Below are 24,591 nucleotides of genomic sequence, written 5' to 3' on the forward strand. Positions count from 1 at the left end.
TGCCTCAAAACGTAACCTTGACCGAAGGCGCGCTGCGCTGGGCCTCGCCATGGAACACGGCCTCAATGTTGTTGCCGTCAGGGTCCAACACAAACGCTGCGTAGTAGCCGGGGTGGTAGGGGCGCTCGCCCGGAGGGCCGTTGTCTTGCCCGCCGTGGGCCAGGGCCGCCTCGTAAAACGCATGCACCATGTCCCGGTTCTGTGCCTGAAACGCCAGATGCACCCGGCCCGTGAGATGACCCTGTGCCGCCCTGCTGTCAGCGGTGGATACAAACAGCTCATCAGCCCAGAAATACTCCTTGTTGGCTCCACCCATGGGCACGTTCAGAGCCTGGAAGATGGCGGCATAAAAGGCATGGCTGGCGGCGAGATCGCGCACCACCAGCTGGACATGATCAATCAGCCTGCCGCGGTGCAGTTCCTGGGTTTCCATGGTGTCGTCCTTTCCGGTGTTGTCGCTCGTAGCGTGTGTCAGTTCATGGCGTGCAGACCCACGCGGTTGCCGTCCAGGTCATGGATGTGCGCAAAAAAGCCCATGCCTGGTGGCAAAGCCTGGCGTGGCAGCGCAATCTTGCCGCCCTGCGCCACCACACGCTCCAGCGCCGCGTCCAGCGAGGGCGATGCATCCAGATACACCACCGTGCCTTGCCCGCTAGGCTGTGCAGCGGCGGTGCCCGTCATCAGTGCACCACCCACGCCTGTGCCCTGGTTGTAGGAAAACACCGCCAGTTCGCTTTGCGGGCCCATCACCTCGCGGCGCATGCTCTGGCCCAGCACGGCTTCGTAAAAAGCCTGTGCGCGGTCGATCTGTGGGGTGGGAATTTCAAACCAGGTGATGGCGTTGTTCATGGGGACCTCCTTTGCGTCAAAGCGCGTGATGAAAAATACGAGACCGCATGGTGCTGCCCCCCTGCTGACACCGCCATGTCAGCAGCGTGCATCCCTCTGAACCCCTCTGCGCTGGACGTGCTGTACCAGTTACTCATCGCCGTGCGTGGGCTGCCGCATTGCGCGCTCCTAGAATGCCATCAGCAGGCCGCGCCACAACCCATGGGTGCGGGGCGGGCGCACCCACACCATGACGCAATACGAGCAACTCGCTGACGAAATCCATGCCCTGATCCGCTCAGGCTCGCTGCGCGTGGGCGACAAGCTGCCCTCGGTGCGGCTGTGCAGTGAGCGGCGCAAGATCAGCCAGTCCACCGTCTTCCAGGCCTACTACCTGCTCGAATCGCGCGGTGTGATCCAGGCGCGATCACGCTCGGGCTACTACGTGCTGCCGCGCCTGCAAGAGCCACTGCAGGGCCCAGGCACCTCGCGCCCATCGCTCACCTCCCACACCGTGACCATCAACGACCTGGTGGTGGAGATACTGAACCTTGCACGCCGCAAAGATGTGGTGCCCCTGGGCTCGGCATTTCCAGACCCGGCCCTGTTCCCGCTGGACCGACTGGCCCGCTGTATGGGCACCGCCCTGCGCCGCCTGCCACCGCATAAGCTCATCGAAGACCTCACCACCGGCCACCTGCGCCTGCGCCAGCAAATTGCGCAGCGCTACGCGGTGGATGGGGTGAGGGCTGAGGTGGACGAAATCGTCGTCACCAACGGTGCCATGGACGCGCTCAACCTCAGCCTGCAGACCGTGACGTCTCCGGGCGACCTCGTGCTGCTGGAGGCCCCCACCTTCTATGCCTCGCTGCAAGCCATTGAACGCCTGAAGCTGCGTGCCCTGCAGTTGCCCACCAGTGCCAGCGAAGGGGTGGACCTGGCCACGCTTGAATCGGCGCTGGCCAGCGGTGAGGCCAAGGCCTGCTGGTTCATGCCCAACTTTCAGAACCCGCTGGGCGCGCTCATGCCCGAGCACCGCAAACAAGCGCTGGCCGCCCTGCTGGCGCGCTACCAGGTGCCCCTGATCGAAGACGACGTGTACGGCGACCTGTATGCAGGCGCGCACAAGCCGCGCCCCATCAAGGCGTTTGACCCGGAAGGCTGGGTCATCCACTGCGCATCGTTTTCCAAAACCCTGGCCCCCGGCTACCGCGTGGGCTGGGTGGCCGCCGGGCGGTGGACGCGCGCCATCGAGCGCCTCAAGGTCATGAGCAGCCTCTCGGCCTCCGTACCACCGCAAGCCGCGCTGTCTGATTACCTGGCCCAGGGCGGCTACGACCTGCACCTGCGCCGCCTGCGCCAAACGCTGGCTTTGCAGCGCGATGTGATGATCGATGCCATTGCTGAATCCTTCCCCGCAGGCACCCGTGTTACGCGCCCGCAGGGCGGCTACTTTTTGTGGCTGGAGCTGGCCCCCCACATCGACTCTCTGGCCCTCATGCGCCGGGCGCTGCAAGCGGGCGTGAGCCTCATGCCCGGCCAGCTGTTCTCTGCCGACCAGCGCTTTGCGCACTGCATCCGTCTGAACTTTGCCGCAGCCCCGGCCCACGACATCACGAGGGCCACGCAAGTGCTGGGCCGGTTGGCGGGGGAGATGGGTGCTGTGCAGAGGTGAACCGCCGGGCAGACCCGCAGCAGCGCACACCCACCCATAGCTTCATTCAGCCCCGCTGACGGTGCGCGCAGCGCTTGAACCCAGCCCCGACACCTGCGCCCGAAATGCGCGCGGCGACACCCCCGCATCGCGGGTGAAAGCCCGTGTGAAATACGCCGGGTCGGCATATCCCAGCGTGTAGGCAATGGTGGCCACGCCCAGGTGGGTGTAGGCCAGGTTGCGCCGTGCTTCGCGCATCAGCCGCGCCTCCACCAGCCGTTGGGCTGACACGCCCGTGGCCGCGCGCGCCACGCGGCTCAGGTGGGTGGGCGACACGGCCAGCGCACGGGCGTAGTCGGCCACCTGCCAGTGCTCCAAAAAATGTGCCTCAATCAATGCCTCCAGCCGCTGCACCAGGCTCGATTCCGCAGGGGCGGGCTCGCTGGGCTGGTGCTCCTCCATGACCCGCGCCACCCAGCCCAGCAGCGTGGCGCTCAGGCCCCGCAGCACCAGCGCGCGGGCCTTGGCGCGGCCTGAGAACTCTTGCCAAATCTGCGCCACCGTCTGGCTCACATAGGCATTGGCGGGCAGCACGGCGGGCTGCGCCAGGTCGCGGCGTACATCGCCTACGCGCACGAAGATCTCGTCCATCAGCTCATCGGCCAGCGTGGTCACCCAGCCCTGCGTGTGCTGCTGAAACCGGAAGGCATGCACATGCCCCGGCGGCACGTTGATGAGCGTGCCGGGCCGCAGCGGGTAGCGCGCATCGTCCAGGTGTGCCGTGCCGCCGCCCGATTCCACCAGCAACACCTGGTGCAGCCGCGCATGGCGGTGCGGTGCCAGCTCCCAGTCGTGCAGCACCGACCGCTCGGCAATCGTCTCGCAGTGCAGCACATCGGGCAGGTGCTGCGACTCGCCAAACAGGCTGTACGACTGGATGATGCCGATGTTCGAAAAGTGCATGTTCTGGATTCATTCGTCCATTCAACGCGGCGACTGTGCCACGTATCTTTGGGTGGTCGTTTTGACCGACGTCATCAAATCCACAAGAGCGGCTCACAAAACTCAGCGCAGCGGCCCTGGCTAGGCGTCCTGCCGCAGACAGTACAAAAAGTACGGCAAGGCAGGACAACAACGCCAGGGGAGTTTTGTGAGTCGCTCACAACAAAGGAGACAACATGAAAACCCAAGTCTGCATCATCGGCGGCGGCCCCTCGGGGCTGATGCTCTCGCAACTGCTGCACCTCAAAGGCATTGAAACCGTGGTGCTGGAGCGCCAAAGCCGCGAATACGTGCTGGGCCGCATTCGCGCTGGCGTGCTGGAGCACGGCTTTGCTGCACTCATGCGCGAGGCCCAGTGCGGCGAGCGCATGGACCGCGAAGGCGAGATCCACGACGGCTTCATCATTGCCCACGACGGCAGAATGGACCGGGTCGATTTGCACAAGTACAGCGGCGGCAGCTCGGTGGTCGTCTACGGCCAGACCGAGCTCACGCGCGACCTGTACGAAGCGCGCGACGGCATGAAGGGCATCGTCATCCACAACGCCGAAGACGTGCAGCCGCACGACCTCAAAAGTGCCAACCCGTATGTGACCTACCGCAGTGGCGACGAGGTGGTCCGCATTGACTGCGACTTCGTCATCGGCGCCGACGGCTTCCACGGCGTGAGCCGCAAGTCCATCCCGCGCGATGTGCTCAAGGAATATGAAAAGGTCTATCCCTTCGGCTGGCTGGGCGTGCTCTCGCGCACCAAGCCCGTCTCGCCCGAGCTGATCTACGCCAAACACGAACGCGGCTTTGCGCTGTGCTCGCTGCGCTCGCAGGTGCTGAGCCGCTACTACATCCAGGTACCGCTGACCGACAGCGTGGAAGACTGGTCCGACGAAGCCTTCTGGGCCGAGCTGAAACGCCGCCTGCCTGCCGAAGTGGCCGCGCAGCTCATCACCGGCCCTTCCATCGAAAAATCCATCGCCCCCCTGCGCTCCTTCGTGGCCGAGCCCATGCGCTACGGCAACCTGTTCCTGGCGGGCGACGCCGCCCACATCGTGCCGCCCACCGGCGCACGGGGCCTGAACAGCGCGGCTTCGGACATCTACTACCTGTACCACGCCATGGTCGCCCACTACAAGGATGGCGACAGCACCGGCCTCGACAAATATTCCGAAAAGGCCTTGGCCCGCGTGTGGAAGGCCCAGCGCTTCTCGTGGTGGATGACGACCATGCTGCACACCTTCCCCGACTCGCTGGCCTACGACCAGAAGCTGCAGGACACGGACCTGGCGTACCTGTTCTCGTCCGAGAAGGCGCTGGGCTCGCTGGCAGAGAACTACGTGGGTTTGCCGTTCTGAGCGCCCGGCAGTAGCACTGCCACCCAATTAAAGGCCTGCATGGGGTTCTCTCATGCAGGCCTTTTGTGTGTGCCCGGTCGGCGTTGTGTGCAATTGGCGCTCCGTCTGCTCACGCGGCGTGCCCGACGGCCTGCGCGCTGCGGCCCTCTGCGGGCACCATGACAACGCCGCTTTCCATGTTGCCTCCCGGCACAGCGATCTCCATCTGCTACGCAAAATTTGGGCAGAACTGATGCTTACGCCCGCTCAGCAAGCTCGATAGCATTACCCCAAGTTTTCAGATCATTGGCCCCGTGCTGTCGGTGTGCAATTCGACGATGGCTTGAACACGATGAAGCTGCAGACGCGGCGTTTTGAGGCACTGCACTGGACGGTAGTGGGTGCCCATCAGCAACCAGGAAAGCCATCAACAATGGATTGGGTCCCGATAGTCTTCATCACCTTCAAGGTGCTCGTGTTTGGCACCTGCATGTTCTACGCCATCAAGTGGCATCACGACCAAGGGAAGAAGGCGAAAGAAGAAGCCAGTAGATCGCCCATTCCAGCTGAACGCACGCCGGGCGCGTCGGAGTAGGCGGTTGATCACCCGCAGAGGCCTGCGTGGCGTCAGAGTTCTACCTGATCGCGCTATGCCGTGATGGCTCGCTACCCCGACAGCGTCAGCACTGGGATCGATCAATACTCCGACTAGGTCCTGGCCCGCCTTTAGAAGGCCCAGCGCTTCTCGTGGTGGATGACGACCATGCTGTGCACTTTCCCCGAATCGCTGGTCTACGGCAAGAAGCTGCGGGACACGGACCTGGCGTATCTGTTTTCGTCGGAGAAGGAGCTGTTAAGCCCCAAGTGGAAGTACGCAAAAAGTAAAAACTTGCTCGGAATTCACCTGTGCAAGCATCTTTGTTGCTTAGCTCGGTGCTGCAGCTCGTGAGCGATCTGCGCGACACGAGAGTGCACGAGCAGGTTTGCGTGAGGCATTCACTATGGCGACCATACCCTGCAGTTCACAGAACCCTATTACTGCGTGAGGACACCTAATCCAAGAGTAATCTAGTTACGACGAGTTCGTCGATCATAGTCTAAGGCCAATTGTCGTTGCAATTTAATGCCAAGCTCTTCGCATAGGCGCTGTTTATCCTTATAGGAGACTTTGAACAGGTGGAGGTGCTTCAGTGCCATTGAGCTCAGAATTGCCTGCGAGAAGACATTTTTTTCTACAGACTTGTTGAGTACTTTGAGCCTAGCAAAGGGGATAGCCTCTGGCAGGTCCAGTTGATAACTCATCTGAATGAGATCGTATCCGAGGGAGCCATTTTTCCCAACGATTGATGCAAGGTTGTCTTTCAGATAAGTTGATCCAACCGTAGAGCCAGCCTTCTGGACAAATGCAAAGGTAACCATACCAATAACGTCAAAGACGATACGTTTTGCATTTGCTTTGACCGTATCCGATGGGAGGTCGGGTCTCCCCTCGGCAAGAATACGCTCAATGTGCGCGGCTAGAGCTGGCGCATCCTCCCGGATCATGAGAGTCGCACCGTGTAAACCGCGAAGTGCACTCTTGAATAACTTATCTATTAATTCATCCTTGACGGGATTTTTTGTAGTTCCGTAATGATTTTTCAAAAATTGGCCGAGTATTTCCATGCCTCGAAATAGTCTTGTTATAGCAGATGGAATCTCAGCCATATCGTCTGTGCTATCCGCTGCAGCCTCTTCGGATCGGTCCTGATGCTCACGAACAGTAGCACGTGAGCGACGTACCGAGTCCTCCTCGTAGATCAAGCTGGGCGCAGAGTCCACAAGATTATTGAGCGACTGGACATCACGTTCAAAGTCGAAAACAGGTTCGTCAGAAAAGCACTTGTCTAGGGCTTCTGCGATCCGTTCGTATATAACCGGGCTCTTTGTGTGATGGCTCGTGAAGAGCAGCACGTTAGCGTTGTCCCGCAGATGGAGGTCGTCACAAAGTTGCATGATGACCTGCTCAATCTCTTTTTCATGTATACGGTCTGCGAGATATTGTCCTAAAAAATAGTAATAAAGATAGGGGTACTTAAATTCCAGCTGACCCTCGACTGGTGCCAAAATGTTGGCTTGCAATAAATGTCTTTCACGCTGGCCAAATGCGACTGGCGTGAATTCCTTGCTGAAGGCAGAGTTGAAGCCTTCAAGCTCTATTTTTGAAAACTGTCGGCGGCCCGAAGAGTAAACGAACCATGCGAGGTTGGCGCAATAGTTCATCACCTCACTCCACTGCTCTCTCTCGATGCCGACGTTCTGAAGTGAGGATGTCACTAAGAACTGATAGTAATGCCCGAATGCACTGTTCTGAAGATCTGCAGTTCTTCCAGACTCAATACTTTGGAGAAGGGTAAGTAAAAAAATTGGCACGGCTGGCACGAACTGCCTACCTACAGCAGTCGTTAGGTCTTTCTCCCATTTGTCAATAGTCTGTGACCAAGTAGCAGAGTCTTCGGATTCACCGCCAATCTCGGCCCACTTGCATACGAGCTCAAAGCGTTTTTTATGTCCAAACTCTCTAATTTCATACTGCTGGAAGCCGTGGAGCGCCTCAACCCTTTCAAGGGCAAGTACATCCATCGCAGCAGCTCCATCACGAGCGGTAACGATGACGCCAGAAAAATACTCGAAGAGACCAGTCAGGCATTCTCCTAAAGCCTCGGGTGACAGCGAGCATCCATCAATGTCATCAAGAAATAGGACGCGCTGACCCTTTGATTCCTGCAGCCAAGCATCACGATCCGCCTTGCGGTACTGGCGGTCGAGTGCGTGCTTCAGTGCTTTCAATGACTCTGTACGGTGGCTCTTTGTCAACCATGAAGCACGGAAGTACAGCGGTAAAAATCCTCTGTTGTAATAACTCTTAAAATATTGCCTTAGTAGCGTACTTTTCCCGCTCTTCTCGTCGCCTCGTAGAAAAATTCCTCCGTTGAGATTCTCGATATCCTCTAGATACGCACCCGACACCTGTTTCTTGATTGGTGCGGGGTCGTCAAGTAACCTTAGTTCGGGCCAGACGAAGACATCATCGATCAGTAGTTCCTTCTTTGCGCTGTGGCTAAAGTTCGCACCTGGGTCATTCAGCGACTTTGCGAACTCATCTTGCAACTCATAAGTAGGCCGACCTTTCGTAGGGAGACTCCTAAGGGAACCCCACTCCCCTTCGTCGATTTGAGGTAGGTAGTGTGAACCGTTCCAGGTTAATAACTCCATCAAGTATTGTTTTGTGGCTAGATCAACAATAACAATATTGAAAGTGGATAAATCTGGAGTCGATTTTTCATATAGAACACCACCTTCAATTGAGACACTCGATGAACTTCTTAAATCATTCGTCTCAACTGCATTTTGAAAATGCTCATGTCCTGTGAAAATTAGATGGCTTTCGCGTCGCACTGCCGCTTGGAACGCGCGGTAAGTTGACTGCCCAAGCCAATTGAAGGGGTGATGCAGTAACGTCACCGCGAGATCCGTCTTCTCGTCAAAGCCAAAAGGTTTAACGGCTGTAGGAGGGTAAACGAGTGCTCCTTGTTTCTCCCGCAACTCAGACATCCAAGCGACATTCAGACAACGGAATCCCACGCGATGATTCGAGATTGCAATGGAAGTCTGCCAAGAGAGTCGGTCGTCATGATTCCACTTATAGTCGGAGACCTGCGCTCTGAAAGCAAAAAATGCATCCTCGACAGAGGACGCGGTCTTTATAAGCGAGATAGACGGATCCGTGCCCTCTAGCGTTCGAATCTTGGCAATTACGGCGTCGCGAGTGTCGTCGTGAAGGCTGAAATCACAATCGTGGTTCCCGGGGCAAACAAAGACCTCGATTTGGATACGCGGCGCCTCCTTGCGTATTACAGCCTTAATCTCTTCAATGAATGTAACAGCGAGTCCGTACTGAGCGGTTGTGCCGCTGAATGCAATGTCGCCAGATATCACTATTGCAATGGTATGGACTTCAGGAAGGCGGGAGAATGTTGCGGAAGCAATATTAGACGCTCTGCTTAGAATCGCGTCTGACGGTGTTTTGATATGAATGTCACTGAGATGCAGTAGCATCAGTTTTTGAGTCATCGGTCAGGTTGCTAAGTAGTGGAGAAATATTACATTCGCAAGAGCGAAGCAAAACATCAAAAGAAATGATACCCCTCTGCGGAGTTAAGACGTACGGATTTTTTGGTATCGAGCAGCGCGCAATCAAACCTAGGCTACAAGCCAGTCCTCGCGCAAAAAAGCCCGGCACAGGCCGGGCTTCCCTCTTTCAACTCTACCCCTCACTTGCAACTAAAACTGCCTGCACTCTCCACATCCCCGTCCCGTTGTACCGCGCCACCTTCGGGTATACACACAGCGGCCGGGTGCGGTTGGCAGACTAGCTGGCGGGCAGCTCGGTGTTGACCACGTTGGCACCTGCGCCACGTGCCTTGGCGGTCACGCTGTCGGGGGCCTTGCCTTGTTCCACCTAGGCGACCACGGAGACGCCCACACCCATTTCTCCACCATCTGTCACAGCACCCTCACATCACACGTCTTGAGAGCAGGAGGCCGATATCGCCCTCCGCCCAACATTCAATGTGAAGGAACTGCTGTATGAATCGCGCTGTCTGGTTCAACGTATCGCCCGAGGGGGCCAAGGCCATCGGGACGCTGCACCACTTTGTCACCCAAGGCACAGGCCTGCCCAGCTTGCTGACGCACCTGGTCTTCCTGCGCGTGTCGCAGATCAACGGGTGCGCGCACTGCATCGACATCCACACGCGTGACCTTCTGGCCGAAGGCATGTCGGTGGAGAAGGTGGTGCTGGTCCCTGTGTGGCATGAGGCGGCGTATCTGTTCTCCGAGCAGGAGCGCGCCGCGCTGGCCTGGGCCGAGGAGGTGACCCGCGTGAGCGAGACCCATGCCTCTGATGAAGCCTATGCGGCCGCGCTGGCTGTGTTTGGCGAGAAGGACCTGGTGGACCTGACGCTCACGATTGCCACGATGAATGCCATCAACCGCATGGGCGTCAGCTTCCGCATGAAGCCTCGCGCCAAGGCGTAAAAGGAAATGAAAAAAGGAAGCCCGGCGCAAGCCGGGCTTCCCGCTATTCAGGCGCAGAATGGATCACTTGCAGCTGAAACTGCTCGCACTCTCCACATCCCCCGTCCCGTTGTAACGCGCCACCTTGGGGTACACGCACAGCGGCCGGGTACGGTTGGCGGACCAGCTGGCGGGCAGCTCGGTGTTGACCACGTTGGCGCCTGCGCCGCGTGCCTTGGCCGTCACGCTGTCGGGGGCCTTGCCTTGTTCCACCCAGGCGACCAGCGGGGCCAGCATGTCGAACTGGTCGGTGGCGGGGCCGCCGGAGCAGTGGTTCATGCCGGGCACCATGAACAGGCGGGCGAAGGCGTCGGCGTTGTTGCCGTGGTTGGCCTGCAGTTTGTCCATCCATTGCGCGGTGTCCATGGGCGAGAACACGCCATCGGCCACGCCGTGGAAGACGATCATCTTGCCGCCGCGGTTCTTCAGGGTGCTCAGGTCGGCCTCATTGGGCGGCGTCATGAAGGACCATGACGACTCGGTGTACAGCGGTGTGGTGGCGAACATCTTGGGATAGTCCGTCTCCATGCTGAAGTTCAGTGCGTACTGCAGGCCCGTGGTGGCGGTGAAGGCAGCCACGGTGCTGGGCGGAGTGGTGAAGATGAAGGCCACCGCGCCTGCATCGCGCGTGGCGGGCGATCCGAAGTGCCACGACGCAAAGTTGCTGCCCGCAATGCCGGGGTCCCACCAGGTGCCGGTGTACAGCGCTTCGCCCTTGCTGTTCTTGGGGCCTGCAAAGATGCTGGCGAGCACGCTCTTTTGGTCGGCAGAGATGCACGACCCATCGCGCGAGCCGGTGCAGGTGGGCACGTCCGTCTGCAGGTTGAAGGCGGTCTGGCACGCAGCCACGTCGTTGACCTGACCGTCGGCCACGCCATCGAGTGCATCGCACTTCGCCACGATCTTGCTGCTGATGAGCTTGAACTCTGCAGGGGTGACGGCGGTGGTCAGGTCAGGCTGGCCAGTGGCGTCCTTGCTGGCCACCTTGGTGTATTGCTGGGCCTTCCACAGCTGGGTGGTGGCGGCCTTGGGCAGGTGGAAGCCGGGGTTGCCCGCCAGAATGCCGTCGTACTGGTCTGCATAGCGCGATGCGCCCACCATGGCGTGGCGACCGCCGTTGGAGCAGCCTGCCAGGTACGAGCGGTCGGGTGCCTTGCCGTAGGCGCTCTTGATGAGGTTCTTGGCCATGGGCGTGAGGGTGCCCACGGCCTGGTAGCCGTAGTCCAGCCGGGCCTGTGGGTCCAGCCCGAAGAAGGGCGTGGGGGCGGGGTGGCCTGCGTCGGAGCTGAGCACGGCAAAGCCCTGCACCAGCGCGGGGGCCACGGGGGCGCCGCCGCTGACGGAGCCCAGCGCAGTGACCACCGAGCCATCAAGCCCGCCGTTGGCCTGGTAGAGGAAGCGACCGTTCCAGTTGACGGGCATGCGGATCTCAAAGCCGATGGCGTAGGCCGCACCATCCACAGTGCTGGTGCGCTCTTTCATCTTGCCTTTGACCAGGCAGTGCGCAGGTATGGGCGTGGTGACGCCTGCGGCCGTCAAGCCGCCTTCGGCCACCAGTTCGGACGAGGTGATGCGCGTGTCGGGCAGTGCCAGGCTGCTGGCCAGCGTGGCGCACGACTGCAAGGTGGCGGGCTGCGCCGCGGTGAGCTGGGGCAACCCGCCGTCCGACCCGCCGCAGCCCGCCAGCATGGCGGCTGCGAGGGCTGGCAGGGTCAGGGTCAACGGAAGTGCACGCTTTGTTTTTGTGGTCATGCTGTTGTCTCCTAGGTGGCTTGAGGCGCAAGTGGCCCCGCAGCGCGGCCTCAACACGCTGTGGGTGGGGAAAATGGGCGGAGTAGTTTTGCTATTGATTCAATAGCTGCCTGCGCTTGTCCATCAAGCGGTAGAGGCCAATTTGTCTTGAAGCACTGCAGCATCGGCCAGGCGCTGGCGCATCACGGCCAGCCGCATGTCCAGCTCGGGCAGCACCCAGGTGTGCAGTGCGTGGGCTGGTGCCTGCCAGCGCTCTGCGCTGCCACCGGGCGCGGCAGTGATGCGGCCCCAGGCCCATTCCAGCAGCACCAGGGCGGTGGCGCGCAGGTACTCGTCGGCCACCCAGTAGGGCAGGTCGGGCTGCTGGGGGTGCTGTGCTACAGCGGTGGCCAAGTCGCTGGTGATTTGCGCCAGCGCGTTGCAGCGGGTGGTGGCGGGCAGGGTGGCCAGCAGGGCCTGCATGCCCGCACCGCCATCGGCCAGCACCTTGCGCACCAGCAGGTCGATGGCCTGGATTTCGTTGGTGCCCTCGTAAATCATGGCCACGCGCACGTCGCGCACGATCTGCTCAATGCCCCACTCGCTCACATAGCCGTGGCCGCCAAACACCTGCAGGCAGGCGCTGGCGCCTTGAAAGCCTTGGTCGGTGAATGCGGCCTTGAGCACGGGCGTGACCAGCGCGCACCAGCGCTGCGCGGCGGCGCGTTCAGCGGCGTCGGTGCTGTGCTTGGCAATGTCGAGCTGCAGCGCCGTGTGGTAGGCCAGCACACGCCCGCCATCAATCCAGGCGCGCTGCGTGTGCAGGGTGCGGCGAATGGAGGGGTGGTCCTGGATGAGGCTGACGGGCTCCGTAGCACCGGGGGCGCGCATCTGGCGGCGCTCGGCGGCGTAGGCGCTGGCCTTTTGCCACGCGGCCTCCAGCAGGCCAATGCCTTGCAGGCCCACGTGCAGGCGGGCGGCGTTCATCATCACGAACATGGCATTCAGGCCCTTGTTGGGCTCGCCCACCAGCCAGCCGGTGGCGTCGTCAAACCGCATCACGCAGGTGGGGCTGCCGTGCAGGCCCATCTTCTCTTCGATACGTTCGCACACCACGGCATTGCGTGTGCCGTCCTCAAGAACCTTGGGCACCAGGAACAGCGACAGGCCCTTGGGCCCCGCAGGCGCATCGGGCAGGCGCGCCAGCACCAGGTGCACGATGTTGTCCGTCAGGTCGTGCTCGCCGCCAGAGATGAAAATTTTGCTGCCGTTCACCCGCGCGCTGCCGTCGGGTTGGGGCACACCTCGCGTGCGCACCAGGCCCAGGTCGCTGCCCGCGTGGGCTTCGGTCAGGCACATGGTGGCCAGCCATTCGCCGGTGGCGACTTTCTCCAGGTACTGTGCTTTCAAGGCATCGCTGGCGTGGTGCTTGAGGCATTCGTACGCGCCGTGCAGCAGGCCTGGGGCCATGGTCCAGCCGTGGTTGGCACCGGCCAGCCATTCGTACAGCACGCACTCCAGCACGGCGGGCAGGCCCTGGCCGCCATCTTCAGGGGCGCAGGCCAGTGCGGGCCAGCCGCCTTGCCAGAAGGCCTGGTACGCATCACGGAAGCCGGGCGGGGTGCGCACCTGCCCGGCATCAAACCGGCAACCTACCTCGTCGCCCACGCGCTGCAGCGGGGCCACGGCGCTGTCCACAAACTTGGCGGCTTCTTCCAGCACCTGGCCTGCCAGCTCGGCATCGGCCTCTGCAAACGGTGCCAGAGCCTGCCACTGTGCGGGGGCCTGCAGCACCTCGGTCAGCAGGAACTGGATGTCGGCGAGGGTCTGGCTTGCGGGCATGGTTTGCTCTTGATTTGATAGCTGCTTGCGCTTGTTGGATAAGCGTGAGGGGCTGTTTTTGCTTGAAATGAAACGAAGCCGTTCACTCTGAACCTGTCGAAGGACTTCCACCGCGGCGTGCCCTGGCTTCGACAGGCTCAGCCCGAACGGGTGGGGTGGGGCGCTGCCTTGAGAGGGCTGCGCCGCGCGCCATGCCACCACTCTCCAGCATTGGCGCGGCCCAGGCTAGCGCCACCGTGGAGCTGGCTTTGCCAGGCCACGGGTGGCGTCCCCCTCAGGGGGGAAGGCGCGCCAGCGCCTCAGGGGGGAGTCAAGACTCTGCGGTGAAGCCAATCTTCTTGATCAGCGGACCCCAGGTGTCGTACTCGGCCTTTTGCCAGCGGGCCTGCTCTTCGGGGGTGGAGCCCAGAGGCATCAGGCCCACGATGGCCAGGCTGTCGATGACGGACTTTTCCTTCAGCGCGGCGTTGATGGCGGCGTTGGCGGCGGCAATCACGGGCTTGGGTGTGGCTGCGGGGGCGTAGAAGCCAAACCATTCTTCGGTGGTCAGCTCAGGGAAGCCCTGCTCGGCAAAGGTGGGCACATCGGGCACGTACTGCGAGCGCTTGGGGCCGGACGTGGCCAGAATGCGCAGCTTGCCTGCCTTGTAGTTGGCAATGAAGTCGCCATGCGGTGTGACCATGGCGGCAATCTGCCCGCCCACCACATCGGTCACACCGGGGATGGAGCCACGGTAGGGCACATGGCGCAGTTCCACGCCGCTGTTGATGCCCAAGAGCGCCCCCAGGAAGTGGGGCGTGGAGCCTGCACCGGGCGAGCCGTAGCTGGCGTCCTTGGGGTTGGCCTTGGCCCAGGCCAGGAAGTCCTTCACCGTCTTGACGCTGGCAGGCACCATGGGGCCCACGGCCAGGCCGTGGTGCATGACGGCGGCAATCGACACAGGCGCAAAGTCCTTGTCGGTGTAGTTCATCTTGCTGTAGATGTGCGGGTAGTTGGCAATGGCCGACACCTGGGCCAGCGCCAGCACCGAGCCATCAGCGGGCGCGGCCTTCAAGGTCTCCAGCGCAATGCGGCCGCCTGCGCCGGGCTTGTTTTCCACCACACCTGCATTCTTGCTGTAGGCGGTGCCGCCCCATTTCTCGGCCACGCGGCGGGCCACGGTGTCGCCCGAGCTGCCTGCGGGAAAGCCGAACAGCACCTTGACCTGGTCCACAGGCTGGGCAGAGGCAGAAAGCGGGTAGAGGCCACCGAGGGCGGCAGCAGAGCCCAAGGCTTGCACAAATTGGCGGCGTGTCGTCATGGTTGTCTCCTGGTATGTATGTGTTGCTATGACGTGCGGAAAGCGTGCGGAAAAAATCTATCGCGGAACTGCGCCTGTGCCCCTCAGCGCGGGGCCATGCGCAGTGCGCCGTCCAGCCGGATCACCTCGCCGTTGAGGTGGCCGTTGGTCACGATATGACAGGCCAGCTCGGCAAACTCTTCGGGTTTGCCCAGGCGGGGCGGGAAGGGGATGCTGGCGGCCAGCGACTGCTGCACGGCTTCGGGCAGCTCTTTGACCAGGGGCGTGGCAAACAGGCCGGGGGCCACAGTGCACACCCGAATGCCGTGCTGGGCCAGGTCGCGCGCCATGGGCAGCGTCATGCCCGCCAGGCCCGCCTTGGATGCGCTGTAGGCCTGCTGGCCCACCTGCCCGTCAAAGGCGGCGGCCGATGCGGTGAACATCATCACGCCGCGCTCGCCACTGTCCAGCGCGGGCATCTTGGCGCAGGCGGCGGCAAACAGGCGGCTCATGTTGTAGGTGCCCACCAGGTTGATGTTGACCACGCGGATGAAGTCTTCTAGCGGTGCGGCGCTGCCGTCGCGCTGCACCACGCGCTTGGCGGTGCCAATGCCTGCCACGTTCATCAAAATGCGGGCCGGGCCGTGCGCGGCAGCGGCCTGTTCGATGGCGGCGGTCACGCTGGCGGGGTCGGTAATGTCGCAAGGGCAGGCCAGAGCGGTGCCCGCGCCGTGGGTCGTGTTGATGTCGGCAGCCACTTTGGCTGCCAGCTCGGCATTGCGGTCGAGCACGGCCACCTTGGCGCCCAGGCGGGCCAGTTCGCGGGCCGTGGCTTCGCCGAGGCCCGATGCGCCACCGGTGACGAGGGCGGCTTGTCCTTGAATCTGCATGGTGTTTGTCCTTGGGTAATCGTTCAGTGCGGTTTATTTCTGGAGCACGAGGGTGAAGGGCAGCTTGCCTTCGTGCATGGCTTCCACCAGGTTGGCGCGGTGTTTGAGCACGGCACGCTGGTTGATGGAGCCCTTGTCGGTGATCTCGCCCTTGTCCAGCGACGGGGGCGCTGCCATCAGGTGCATGCGGGCCACGCGGGTGGCGCTGCCGGTGGCCTGCGCGGCCAGCTGGTTCAGCGCGTTCTGAAAATATTGCTGCACAGGGGCGCTCTCCAGCACCTGCTGCAGGCTGGCATCGCCCGGCAGGCCCGCCAGGGTGCGCACGTGCGGTGTGGGAATCAGCAGCGCGCCCACTTCCTTGAGGTTGATGCCGGTGATGACGGCGTCCTGCACATAGGGTGCGCAGGCGGCGATGATCTTGGCGCGCATCGGCCCCACGCTCACGAAGGTGCCGGTAGAGAGCTTGAAGTCCTCGGCAATGCGGCCGTCGAACTTCAGGCCCCGGTTCAGGTCGGCTTCGTCGATCCACTTCACCGCGTCGCCCGAGCAATAGAAGCCTTCCTCGTCAAACGCCTCGCGGGTGGCTTCGGCGTTGCGCCAGTAGCCTTGCGTGATGTTGGGGCCGCGGTAGCGCACCTCGATCTTGCCGTCGATGGGCACCAGCTTTAGCTCCAGCCCTGGTGTGGGCACGCCAATGTCGCCCGCTTGCACAAAGGGGCTGTTCACCGCCAGGCAGAAGGGGCAGCCTTCGGTCATGCCCAGGCCGGTGTTCATCACGATGCGCTCGCCCACCTCCTGCTCGGCCACTTCGAACAGCGCGTCCCAGATGGGCTGCGACAGCGCGGCGGCGGCAAAGAAGAACATCTTCACGCGGCTGAGCAGGTTCTTGCGCAGCTGGGCGTCGGTCTTCATCGTGTGCGCAATCACCTCAAAACCCGTGGGCACGTTGAAGTACACCGTGGGCGCGATCTCGCGCAGGTTGCGGATGGTCTCGGCCATGCCTGCGGGCGTGGGCCGGCCTTCGTCCAGGTACAGCGTGCCACCGTTGTAGATGACGATGCCGAAGTTGTGGTTGCCGCCAAAGGTGTGGTTCCACGGCAGCCAGTCCACCAGCACCAAGTCTCCTTCCGTCAGCACGGGCATGGACTGGTTCATCTGCTGCAGGTTGGCCGTCCACATGCCGTGCGTGATGATCACGGCCTTGGGCGCCTTGGTGGAGCCCGAGGTGAACATGAACTTGGCAATGCTGTCCCGCGTGATGGCAGCGTGTGCAGCGTCCACGGCGGGCGTGGCTTCGGTGGCCAACAGGGCGTTGAATGGCGTGGTGCTGCGGCCGGGCAGCGTGCCTTCGATTAGCGCCACTTCCACATCGGCACCCACGGTGGCCTCAATCGCAGGGCCAAAGCGCTCGGCGCAGCTGGCAAACACCAAGCCGGGCGTGAGGGTGTTCACGGCATGGCGCAGCTTGTCGTAGTCCTTGCTCACGGTGGAGTAGGCGGCAGACACCGTGCACTGCGGCACGCCCGCCACCAGGCAGCCCAGCGACAGCAGGGCGTGCTCCAGATCGTTTTCGCTGAGCATGACCACGGGGCGGTCGGCACTCAGGTTGCGGCTCAGCAATGCCTGGGCAATGCGGCGGGCGGATGCCCAGGCCTCGCGGTAGCTGATGTGACGCCAGTCGCCCAGGCTGCCGTCCGCGTTCTTCACGCGCTGCGCCATCCAGGTGCGGTCGGGCGTGGTTTCGGCCCAGTGCGCCAGGCGGTCTGTCAGCCGCACGGGGTGGGGCTGCAGGTCTTGCGTGGCACGCACGTAGACCACGCCATCGGCTCCGGGGCGGGTTGTCACTTCGGTCACGCCGAAGCGCAGGGGGCGGTAGCGGGGGGCAGGGTGGTGGGCCATGGGCTTTGGGGGGAGGCGCGGGTCAGGTGCTGGTCAATGCAGTGCAGGCAGGGGCGCTGAAAGGGCGGGGTCAGTCTTTGCTGACCTTGGCGGCCTTGCCTTCGAGGAAGGCGCGCACGCGTGCCTTGGCTTCGGGGGCGCTCTGGGCAATGGCGGCCATCATGGCTTCGGCCATCAGGCCCTGGTCGCTGGGCTGCTCGGCAATGCGGGGCAGGGCGTGCATCAGCGCGTAGTTGGTTAGCGGTGCGTTCTGGGCAATGCGGCCTGCCAGCTCCAGCGCCTTGTCAAACGCGGTGCCGGTGGGCACGAGGTACTGGGCAAAGCCTGCCTTTTCGCCATCGACAGCGTTGTAGACGCGGCCCGTCATCATCATGTCCATCATGCGGGCGGTGCCGATCAGGCGCGGAATGCGCACCGAACCACCCCCGCCCACAAAAATGCCGCGCGAGCCTTCAGGCAGCGCATAGAACGTGGTCTCGTCGGCCACGCGGATGTGGCAGCTACTTGCCAGTTCCAGCCCGCCACCCACCACGGCACCGTGCAGCGCAGCGATGACGGGCACGGGGCCGAACTGCACGCGCTCCAGCGCGGTGTGCCACATGCGGGAGTGCTGCAGGCCCTGGCCCGCGTCGCGCTCCTTCAGCTCGCTCAGGTCCAGCCCGGCGCAGAAATGGTCGCCTTCGCCATGGATCACGGCGGCACCCACGCCTTCGGGCAGGTTGTCCATCAGGTCGCGCAGCGCCAGGATGAGCCCGTCGTTCAGGGCATTGCGCTTGGTGGGACGGGCCAGCCGGATCACGGCAATGTTGTTCTGTGGGCCGCGCAGTTCCAGCTGGAGATCGGGATTAGTGGTCATGGTGTTGCGATTGAGTTGTAAAAATTATGATTATGAAAAATAACCAAAACAAGGTAGTTTGAGGACAAGTTCATCAGTGCTTTCCCTAGCCCCCGAGATCGGCATAATGGTTATTATGTATAACTAAATAGGCGATCCGCAGCGGCCTGTGCCGCACGGGGCGCTGCGTGCAGATCATCGGCCACACCGCGCCGCAGAAAGAGCTTTCATGAACGCGTTCATCCCCTACGGAATCTATTGGTCCACCCCGTTTGCCAAATGGCAGGGTTCGCTGGCGCACCTCAATGCCCTGCCCCTGGCTGCGCAGGTGGGCAAGCAGGCCATGGCAGAGCGGGGTTACGACCTGACGCAGGTGGATCTGGCCATTCTGGGGTTGACCAACCCGCAAAAAGGCAGCTTCTACGGCCTGCCCTGGGTAACGGGCCTCATGGGCATTGACCGGGTGGCCGGGCCCACGGTGCAGCAGGCCTGCGCCACCAGCGTGCGGGCGCTGCAGATGGCTGCGCAAGAGGTGGCCTGCGGCACGGCCACCAGCGCGCTGCTGGTGATGTGCGACCGCCAGTCCAACGGCCCGGTGGTGTATTACCCCGACCCCACGGGCACCGGCGGCTACGGCATCACCGAGCACTGGGTGCCCGACAACATGGGCCACGACCCCTACGCCAAGAACCCCATGATCCAGACCGGTGAGAACGTGGCCAAGCGCTACGGCATCACCACCGAGGAGCAGCACGCCCTCAAGCTGCACCGCTACCAGCAATACCAGCAGGCGCTGGCGGATGACCGCGCGTTCCAGAAGCGCTACATGGTGGATGTGCCGATCTCGGACGCGAAATTCCGCAAGCAGACGGGCGTGCTGGCGGCGGACGAGGGCGTGTTTCCCACCACCGCCGAGGGGCTGGCCAAGCTCAAGCCCGTGCTGGAAGGCGGCACGGTCACGTTTGGCGGGCAGACCCACCCGGCCGATGGCAACGCCGGGGCCATCGTGACCACCCGCGAGCGGGCCCGCGCGGCCTCGCGCGATCCGGGCATCGAGGTGGAAATCCTGGGCTTTGGCATGTCCCGGGTGGAGCCCGGCTACATGCCCATGGCGCCCTCGCCCGCGGCCTTCAATGCGCTCAAGGCAGCAGGGCTGGCAGTGGGCGATGTGCACGCCATCAAGACGCACAACCCCTTTGCCGTGAACGACATCGCCCTGGCGCGCGACACCGGCTTTGCCTGGGAGCGCATGAACAACTACGGCAGCTCCATCATCTGGGGCCACCCCCAGGCACCCACGGGCTTGCGCGCCATCGTCGAAATGATCGAGGAGCTGGTGCTGCGCGGGGGCGGTGTAGGCCTGTTCACTGGCTGCGCTGCGGGCGACACCGGCTTTGCCATGGCCCTGCGCGTGATGGACAGCCGCAAGGGCTGAACGCACGGGCTGCATCACCGCATGAACTGCATCGATCTTTGGGAACGGAACCTCTTATGAAAGCTTTTGCTGCTCGCCTGGATGCCTGTCTGGTCGATGGGGTGCGCACCCCGCTGGTGGACTACTGCGGCCCGCTGGGCCATGTCTCGCCCACCGACATGGGCATCAAGGTGGCGCGCGCGGTGCTGGAGCGCTCGGGCGTGCCCGCGCAGGATGTGGATTCGGTCATCACCGGCTCCATGGCGCAGGCGGACTTTGATGCCTACGTGCTGCCCCGCCACATCGGCCTGTATGCCGGTGTGCCGCAGGCGGTGCCTTCCATCCTGGTGCAGCGCATCTGTGGCACGGGCTTTGAGCTGTTTCGCCAGGCGGCAGACCAGATTGCGCTGGGCTATGCCGAGGTGGCGCTGGTGGTGGGCACCGAGTCCATGACGCGCAACCCGATTGCGGCCTACACCCACCGCAGCGGCTTCCGGCTGGGGGCTCCGGTGGAGTTCAAGGACTTTCTGGTCGAGGCCTTGAACGACACGGCAGGCCCCGTGACCATGATCGAGACCGCAGAGAACCTCGCCAAGAAATACGGCATCACCCGTGCCGAGGTGGATGCCTTTGCATCGCAGTCGTTTACGCGCGCGGTGCGTGCGCAGGCCGAGGGCTTTTTTGAGGGCGAGATCGTGCCCGTGGTAACCGAGCAGTTTGCGCTGGAAGGCTACGCCCACCGGGGCATCACGCTGCCGCGCAAGGTGGAGGCCCTGACCAAAGACACCCACCCCCGCCCCTCACCGGCAGAGACGCTGGCCACGCTGCGCACCGTGTACCCCGGTGGCGTGCAAACGGCGGGCAACAGCTCGGCCCTGGTGGATGGTGCCGTGGGTGCCGTGGTGGCCAGCAACGGCTATGTGGCGCGGCGCGGCCTCAAGCCACTGGCGCATCTGCGCGGCGCAGCGGCGGTGGGCGTGCCCCCCGAGCTGATGGGCATTGGCCCGGCCCCGGCCATTCGTGCCCTGCTGCAGACCACCGGCCTCACCCTGCAGGACATTGGCCTGTTCGAAATCAACGAAGCCCAGGGCGCGCAGACGCTGGCCGTGGGCCGCGAGTTGGGACTGGACCTGGACAAGCTCAACGTGAACGGCGGCGCGATTGCCCTGGGCCACCCGCTGGCCGCCACCGGTGTGCGCCTGACGGTGACGCTGGCACGCGAGCTGCGCCGCCGTGGCCTGCGCTGGGGCATCTCCAGCGCCTGTGTGGGCGGTGGGCAGGGCATTGCGCTGCTGATTGAAAACCCGGAAGCCTGAAATTTATGAGAAATCGGCTTCCAGCGCATATGGAATAAGCGTAAGCAGCTATCAAATTCATAGTATTCAACCGAAGATCACCATGAAAATCATCACCGCAGCCCAGGTGGGCGCCCTGATTCCTGACAACGCCACCATCTTCCTGGGCGGCTTGGCCGTGACCAGCCTGCCGGAGGAAGTCCTCAAGGGCGTGGAAAAGAGTTTTCTCGAAACCGGCCACCCCCGCAACCTGACCACCTGGGCCTGCGGTGCCATCGGCAACAGCAAGGATGCGGGCATGGTGCACTTTGCGCACCCCGGCATGATCCGCCGCACCGTGGCGGGCCACTTCGGGCAGACGGGCGCGGAGATGATGAAGATGGTCTACGAGGGCCAGGTGGAGGCGTACAACTTTCCGCAAGGCAGCCTCTCGCACCTCACGCGCCACATTGCCAGCCGCAGCCCTGGCCTGCTGACCAAGGTGGGGCTGGGCACGTTTGTGGACCCGCGCATCGAAGGCGGCAAGCTCAACAGCACCTGCAGCGAAGACTTGGTGAAACTGGTGGAGTTCAACGGCGAAGAGTGGCTGTACTACCCCGCGCCCAAGATCGATGTGGCCATCATCCGCGGCACGCTGGCTGATGAAAAGGGCAACATCACGCTCGACAAGGAAGGCATGCTGCTGGAGCAGATCAACATTGCCCACGCGGCCAAGGCCTGCGGCGGCATCGTGATCGTGCAGGTGGAGCGCATCGTGAAGGCCGGCACCCTGCACCCCAAGGCGGTGAAGGTGCCCGGCGTGTCGGTGGACTACGTGCTGGTGAGCCAGCCAGAGAACCACATGCAGACCATTGCCACCCAGTTCAACCCCGCTTTCAGTGGCGACGTGCGCGTGCCCGTGAACTCGCTGGAGCCCATGCCCCTGGACGAGCGCAAGGTCATCGCCCGCCGCTGCGCCATGGAGCTGCAGCCCGGCGCCATCACCAACCTGGGCATTGGCATTCCGGCAGGCGTGCCCTCGGTGGCGGCAGAAGAGGGCGTGGCCGACCTGCTGACCCTGAGCATTGAAAGCGGCATCACCGGCGGCATTCCTGCGCAGCTGGGCGACTTTGGCGTGGCCTACAACGCGGACGCGATCATCGAGCAATCGCTGCAGTTCGACTTCTACGACGGCGGTGGGCTGGACGCGAGCTTCCTGGGCCTGGCCCAGGCCGACAACCAGGGCAACGTGAACGTGAGCAAGTTCAACGGCCGCCCTGTGGGTTGCGGCGGGTTCATCAACATCACCCGCTCCACCAAGAAGCTGGTGTTCTGCGGCACCTTCACCGCAGGCGGGCTGGAGGTGCAGGTAGCCGATGGCCGCCTGACCATCGTGAAGGAAGGCAAGTCGCGCAAGTTCATCGACAAGGTCGAGCAGATCACCTTCAACGGGCTTGATGCGGCACAGCGCCAGCAGGACGTGCTGTTTGTGACCGAGCGGGCCGTGTTCCAGCTCACCACCGAAGGGCTGGAGCTGACCGAGATTGCGCCGGGGGTGGACCTGGAGCGCGACGTGCTTGCCCACATGGGCTTCAAGCCCCTGATGCGCAATGTGCGCACCATGGATGCGGCGCTGTTCCAGGCCCAGTGGGGTGGGCTGGCTCCGTTGATGGCCAGCAGACAGAAGGTTTGAGCGGGGCCGCGATCAGGCCTTTGCAAGCCGGGAGCCACAATAGTGAGCAGCCCGGCTGTGCGTGGCACTGCAGTGCCACCACCTTTTCGTGTTTTGCCCTTGCCCGGGTTTCCCGTTGAGAGAAGCCCAGCAAGGGCTTTGTGCGTTCTTTGGCACCGCCTGCGGCGGAGCGGCTGGCCCGCGCCCCTTCGCCGCGTGGTGCGAGCGGCTCGTTGAGCAGGTTCCTAGTCGTAAATCTTCTGCAGCAGGCGGATCAGAGTCTTGCGCTCGGTGCTGGTCAGCCGCGCTGTGGCGTCCACTTCCAGTTGCGCGGCCGTGTGCTCGGCCTGCGCCGTCAGCTCCGCGCCCGCAGGCGTGAGGTGCACGCCCATGGCGCGCCCGTCACTGGGGTGGGGGTGGCGTTCAATCAGCCCGCGCCGCTCCAATGAGGCGATCAAGCCCACCAGGTTGGGTGGCAGCACATTGAGCGTGGCGCAGAGCTGGCGCGACGTGATGCCAGGGTTGTGCGCCACCAGCGACAGCACGGAAAAATCCACCACCTTGAGCCCATAGACCGCCATGCGCTCCATGAACACCTCAATGATGGCCAGCGAGGCGCGGCGGGCGTTATAGCCCACCAGCGTGCGCAGGTAGCTGGTGTCTACCGCATCGACAGATGGGGGCGGTGCGACGTCCAGCACGCTGGTGTCTGCATCGGTTGGCGAAGGGGGCGGAGGGAGTTGTCGGGTGCGGCGAGCCATGGAATGGTGAGATGCAACGGTGCGCCGGTGCGCAGCTTTCAAACGATTCTAATGAGGTGGGTTGTGGCTCTTTTTGATCCAGCGCTACCGGCTATCAAACACATGGCTGCCAAGGCGTCTGGTCAGACCAGCCTGGCCTGCACCACGCTGGCCAGCCAGTCCATCACGGCGCGCACCCGCTGGGGCAGGTGGCGGCGGTGGGCATACAACAAGTTGACCGGCATGGCCGGAGGCGGGTGGTGCTCCAGCACTGGCACGAGCCGCCCTTGCTCCACCAGTTCCTGGGCCCCCAGCAGGGGGACCTGGATCAGCCCCAGGCCTGCCAGGCAGGCGCCCAGGTAGGCTTCCGCACTGTTGACGGTGATCCTCCCGGCCATGGGGATGAACCTGACGCCGTCGCCCTCCTGCACCTCAAACCCCTGCGATCTGCTGCCCAGCGTGCTGACGTAGTGGACCAGTTCGTGGTGGGCCAGGTCTTCCAATGTCTGGGGCGTGCCCCGCCGGGCCAGATAGGCAGGGCTGGCGCACGTCGCTACCCGCACCATGCCCAGCGGCCTTGCCACCAGCCCGGCCTCCGCCACCGCGCCGATGCGGATCACGCAGTCAAAACCCTCGCGTACCAGATCAACGCGGCGGTCGGTGCTGCTGACTTCCACTTCGAGCTGGGGGTGCTGCTCCAGCAGCGCTGGCAAGTGCGGAAGCACCATGTAGCGCGCCACACCCGTGGACATGTCGATGCGTACCCTGCCGCGCAGGGCGGACCCCGGCTGCTGGTGAAACATGGCCTGCAGCTCGTCCACATCGTCCAGAACATCCCGGCAGCGTTCATAGAACGCCTGGCCGTCCTGCGTCAGCTGTACCCGCCGGGTGGTTCGGTGCAACAGGCGTGTTCCCAGTTGGGTCTCCAGCTGTTGAACGGCCAGCGAGGCGCTGGCTTTGGGAATGCCCAGTACCTGGGCAGCCTGCGTGAAGCTGTTCAACTGCGCCACGCGCGCAAAGATCTGCATCCGGTCCAGTGGGTTCATTGTTTATTTAATTTGGACAATGAATCGCATTTTGCAGGC

General features: G+C 62.9%; 19 protein-coding genes and 1 pseudogene. 7 read left to right on the forward strand and 13 right to left on the reverse strand.

Annotation, left to right across the window (positions count from 1 at the left end; translation table 11 throughout):
• Positions 1-4: 4 nt before the first annotated feature.
• Together AACH87_RS01440 and AACH87_RS01445 are read right to left on the reverse strand one after the other, a co-directional pair.
• On the reverse strand, positions 5-433 hold the full coding sequence (locus AACH87_RS01440; RefSeq protein ID WP_338796934.1) for a VOC family protein: 429 nt from the start codon (positions 431-433) through the stop codon (positions 5-7).
• A 38-nt stretch (positions 434-471) separates the two neighbouring features.
• The gene (locus AACH87_RS01445) at positions 472-849 is read right to left on the reverse strand and encodes a VOC family protein (protein WP_338796935.1); all 378 of its coding nucleotides are present in this window, start codon (positions 847-849) and stop codon (positions 472-474) included.
• A 229-nt stretch (positions 850-1,078) separates the two neighbouring features.
• Between AACH87_RS01445 and AACH87_RS01450 the strand changes: the two genes are divergently transcribed.
• Positions 1,079-2,503 carry a PLP-dependent aminotransferase family protein gene (locus tag AACH87_RS01450; RefSeq protein ID WP_338796937.1) on the forward strand — a complete coding sequence of 475 codons (1,425 nt, stop codon included), beginning with the start codon at positions 1,079-1,081 and terminating at the stop codon, positions 2,501-2,503.
• A gap of 42 nt (positions 2,504-2,545) precedes the next feature.
• Here the strand turns inward: AACH87_RS01450 and AACH87_RS01455 are convergent, their stop codons facing one another.
• Entirely contained in the window at positions 2,546-3,445 is a 900-nt protein-coding gene (locus AACH87_RS01455) for a helix-turn-helix domain-containing protein (RefSeq protein WP_338796939.1), read from the reverse strand.
• 215 nt (positions 3,446-3,660) lie between these two features.
• Here AACH87_RS01455 and pobA point away from each other — a divergent pair, with 215 nt between their 5' ends.
• Both pobA and AACH87_RS01465 read left to right on the forward strand, forming a co-directional pair.
• Complete coding sequence (gene pobA / locus AACH87_RS01460) at positions 3,661-4,833, forward strand: 4-hydroxybenzoate 3-monooxygenase (RefSeq protein WP_338796940.1); 1,173 nt, start codon at positions 3,661-3,663, stop codon at positions 4,831-4,833.
• Between the two features lie 331 nt (positions 4,834-5,164).
• On the forward strand, positions 5,165-5,407 hold the full coding sequence (locus tag AACH87_RS01465; RefSeq protein ID WP_338799067.1) for a hypothetical protein: 243 nt from the start codon (positions 5,165-5,167) through the stop codon (positions 5,405-5,407).
• Between the two features lie 473 nt (positions 5,408-5,880).
• On the opposite strand, the gene AACH87_RS01470 is transcribed toward AACH87_RS01465, so the two are convergent.
• Positions 5,881-8,925 (reverse strand): metallophosphoesterase, encoded by a 3,045-nt coding sequence (locus AACH87_RS01470; protein ID WP_338796942.1) that lies wholly within the window; start codon positions 8,923-8,925, stop codon positions 5,881-5,883.
• A 200-nt stretch (positions 8,926-9,125) separates the two neighbouring features.
• Positions 9,126-9,325 (reverse strand): annotated as a pseudogene (locus AACH87_RS01475) (tannase/feruloyl esterase family alpha/beta hydrolase); the annotation flags it as partial.
• Positions 9,326-9,441: 116 nt separating this feature from the next.
• On the opposite strand from AACH87_RS01475, the gene AACH87_RS01480 reads away from it, so the two are divergent.
• The gene (locus tag AACH87_RS01480) at positions 9,442-9,891 is read left to right on the forward strand and encodes a carboxymuconolactone decarboxylase family protein (protein ID WP_110960495.1); all 450 of its coding nucleotides are present in this window, start codon (positions 9,442-9,444) and stop codon (positions 9,889-9,891) included.
• Positions 9,892-9,954: 63 nt separating this feature from the next.
• On the opposite strand, the gene AACH87_RS01485 is transcribed toward AACH87_RS01480, so the two are convergent.
• The 6 genes from AACH87_RS01485 to AACH87_RS01510 all read right to left on the reverse strand — a co-directional run bounded on the left by AACH87_RS01485 (position 9,955) and on the right by AACH87_RS01510 (position 18,427).
• Positions 9,955-11,682 (reverse strand): tannase/feruloyl esterase family alpha/beta hydrolase, encoded by a 1,728-nt coding sequence (locus AACH87_RS01485; protein ID WP_338796944.1) that lies wholly within the window; start codon positions 11,680-11,682, stop codon positions 9,955-9,957.
• Between the two features lie 123 nt (positions 11,683-11,805).
• Positions 11,806-13,503, reverse strand: a complete 1,698-nt coding sequence (locus AACH87_RS01490; protein ID WP_338796945.1) for an acyl-CoA dehydrogenase family protein — start codon at positions 13,501-13,503, stop codon at positions 11,806-11,808.
• Positions 13,504-13,813: 310 nt separating this feature from the next.
• Entirely contained in the window at positions 13,814-14,803 is a 990-nt protein-coding gene (locus tag AACH87_RS01495; RefSeq protein WP_338796946.1) for a Bug family tripartite tricarboxylate transporter substrate binding protein, read from the reverse strand.
• An 83-nt stretch (positions 14,804-14,886) separates the two neighbouring features.
• Complete coding sequence (locus tag AACH87_RS01500) at positions 14,887-15,672, reverse strand: SDR family NAD(P)-dependent oxidoreductase (protein ID WP_338796947.1); 786 nt, start codon at positions 15,670-15,672, stop codon at positions 14,887-14,889.
• Between the two features lie 33 nt (positions 15,673-15,705).
• The gene (locus AACH87_RS01505; protein ID WP_338796948.1) at positions 15,706-17,571 is read right to left on the reverse strand and encodes a feruloyl-CoA synthase; all 1,866 of its coding nucleotides are present in this window, start codon (positions 17,569-17,571) and stop codon (positions 15,706-15,708) included.
• A 70-nt stretch (positions 17,572-17,641) separates the two neighbouring features.
• Positions 17,642-18,427, reverse strand: a complete 786-nt coding sequence (locus tag AACH87_RS01510) for a crotonase/enoyl-CoA hydratase family protein (RefSeq protein WP_338796950.1) — start codon at positions 18,425-18,427, stop codon at positions 17,642-17,644.
• Positions 18,428-18,635: 208 nt separating this feature from the next.
• Here AACH87_RS01510 and AACH87_RS01515 point away from each other — a divergent pair, with 208 nt between their 5' ends.
• The 3 genes from AACH87_RS01515 to AACH87_RS01525 all read left to right on the forward strand — a co-directional run bounded on the left by AACH87_RS01515 (position 18,636) and on the right by AACH87_RS01525 (position 22,787).
• Positions 18,636-19,841, forward strand: a complete 1,206-nt coding sequence (locus AACH87_RS01515) for a thiolase family protein (RefSeq protein WP_338796951.1) — start codon at positions 18,636-18,638, stop codon at positions 19,839-19,841.
• Positions 19,842-19,897: 56 nt separating this feature from the next.
• Positions 19,898-21,136, forward strand: coding sequence for a thiolase family protein (locus AACH87_RS01520; protein ID WP_338796952.1), 1,239 nt, complete (start codon positions 19,898-19,900; stop codon positions 21,134-21,136).
• A gap of 82 nt (positions 21,137-21,218) precedes the next feature.
• The gene (locus tag AACH87_RS01525; protein ID WP_338796953.1) at positions 21,219-22,787 is read left to right on the forward strand and encodes an acyl CoA:acetate/3-ketoacid CoA transferase; all 1,569 of its coding nucleotides are present in this window, start codon (positions 21,219-21,221) and stop codon (positions 22,785-22,787) included.
• 224 nt (positions 22,788-23,011) lie between these two features.
• On the opposite strand, the gene AACH87_RS01530 is transcribed toward AACH87_RS01525, so the two are convergent.
• Both AACH87_RS01530 and AACH87_RS01535 read right to left on the reverse strand, forming a co-directional pair.
• A complete protein-coding gene (locus AACH87_RS01530) occupies positions 23,012-23,527 on the reverse strand; it encodes a MarR family winged helix-turn-helix transcriptional regulator (protein WP_338796954.1) in 516 nt (171 codons plus the stop codon).
• A 122-nt stretch (positions 23,528-23,649) separates the two neighbouring features.
• Positions 23,650-24,552, reverse strand: coding sequence for a LysR family transcriptional regulator (locus AACH87_RS01535; protein ID WP_338796955.1), 903 nt, complete (start codon positions 24,550-24,552; stop codon positions 23,650-23,652).
• Positions 24,553-24,591: the final 39 nt, after the last annotated feature.

Source organism: Acidovorax sp. DW039, assembly GCF_037101375.1.
In the GTDB taxonomy this organism is placed as follows: domain Bacteria; phylum Pseudomonadota; class Gammaproteobacteria; order Burkholderiales; family Burkholderiaceae_C; genus Acidovorax.

What these genes read in the sequence shown, in the direction of transcription:
- AACH87_RS01530 (WP_338796954.1), bottom strand. Translation starts at nt 23,527, where the DNA reads ATGGCTCGCCGCACCCGACAACTCCCTCCGCCCCCTTCGCCAACCGAT.
- AACH87_RS01535 (WP_338796955.1), bottom strand. Translation starts at nt 24,552, where the DNA reads ATGAACCCACTGGACCGGATGCAGATCTTTGCGCGCGTGGCGCAGTTG.
- AACH87_RS01490 (WP_338796945.1), bottom strand. Translation starts at nt 13,503, where the DNA reads ATGCCCGCAAGCCAGACCCTCGCCGACATCCAGTTCCTGCTGACCGAG.
- AACH87_RS01480 (WP_110960495.1), top strand. Translation starts at nt 9,442, where the DNA reads ATGAATCGCGCTGTCTGGTTCAACGTATCGCCCGAGGGGGCCAAGGCC.
- AACH87_RS01450 (WP_338796937.1), top strand. Translation starts at nt 1,079, where the DNA reads ATGACGCAATACGAGCAACTCGCTGACGAAATCCATGCCCTGATCCGC.
- AACH87_RS01445 (WP_338796935.1), bottom strand. Translation starts at nt 849, where the DNA reads ATGAACAACGCCATCACCTGGTTTGAAATTCCCACCCCACAGATCGAC.
- pobA (WP_338796940.1), top strand. Translation starts at nt 3,661, where the DNA reads ATGAAAACCCAAGTCTGCATCATCGGCGGCGGCCCCTCGGGGCTGATG.
- AACH87_RS01455 (WP_338796939.1), bottom strand. Translation starts at nt 3,445, where the DNA reads ATGCACTTTTCGAACATCGGCATCATCCAGTCGTACAGCCTGTTTGGC.
- AACH87_RS01465 (WP_338799067.1), top strand. Translation starts at nt 5,165, where the DNA reads ATGAAGCTGCAGACGCGGCGTTTTGAGGCACTGCACTGGACGGTAGTG.
- AACH87_RS01525 (WP_338796953.1), top strand. Translation starts at nt 21,219, where the DNA reads ATGAAAATCATCACCGCAGCCCAGGTGGGCGCCCTGATTCCTGACAAC.
- AACH87_RS01505 (WP_338796948.1), bottom strand. Translation starts at nt 17,571, where the DNA reads ATGGCCCACCACCCTGCCCCCCGCTACCGCCCCCTGCGCTTCGGCGTG.
- AACH87_RS01520 (WP_338796952.1), top strand. Translation starts at nt 19,898, where the DNA reads ATGAAAGCTTTTGCTGCTCGCCTGGATGCCTGTCTGGTCGATGGGGTG.
- AACH87_RS01495 (WP_338796946.1), bottom strand. Translation starts at nt 14,803, where the DNA reads ATGACGACACGCCGCCAATTTGTGCAAGCCTTGGGCTCTGCTGCCGCC.
- AACH87_RS01510 (WP_338796950.1), bottom strand. Translation starts at nt 18,427, where the DNA reads ATGACCACTAATCCCGATCTCCAGCTGGAACTGCGCGGCCCACAGAAC.
- AACH87_RS01440 (WP_338796934.1), bottom strand. Translation starts at nt 433, where the DNA reads ATGGAAACCCAGGAACTGCACCGCGGCAGGCTGATTGATCATGTCCAG.
- AACH87_RS01470 (WP_338796942.1), bottom strand. Translation starts at nt 8,925, where the DNA reads ATGACTCAAAAACTGATGCTACTGCATCTCAGTGACATTCATATCAAA.
- AACH87_RS01500 (WP_338796947.1), bottom strand. Translation starts at nt 15,672, where the DNA reads ATGCAGATTCAAGGACAAGCCGCCCTCGTCACCGGTGGCGCATCGGGC.
- AACH87_RS01515 (WP_338796951.1), top strand. Translation starts at nt 18,636, where the DNA reads ATGAACGCGTTCATCCCCTACGGAATCTATTGGTCCACCCCGTTTGCC.
- AACH87_RS01485 (WP_338796944.1), bottom strand. Translation starts at nt 11,682, where the DNA reads ATGACCACAAAAACAAAGCGTGCACTTCCGTTGACCCTGACCCTGCCA.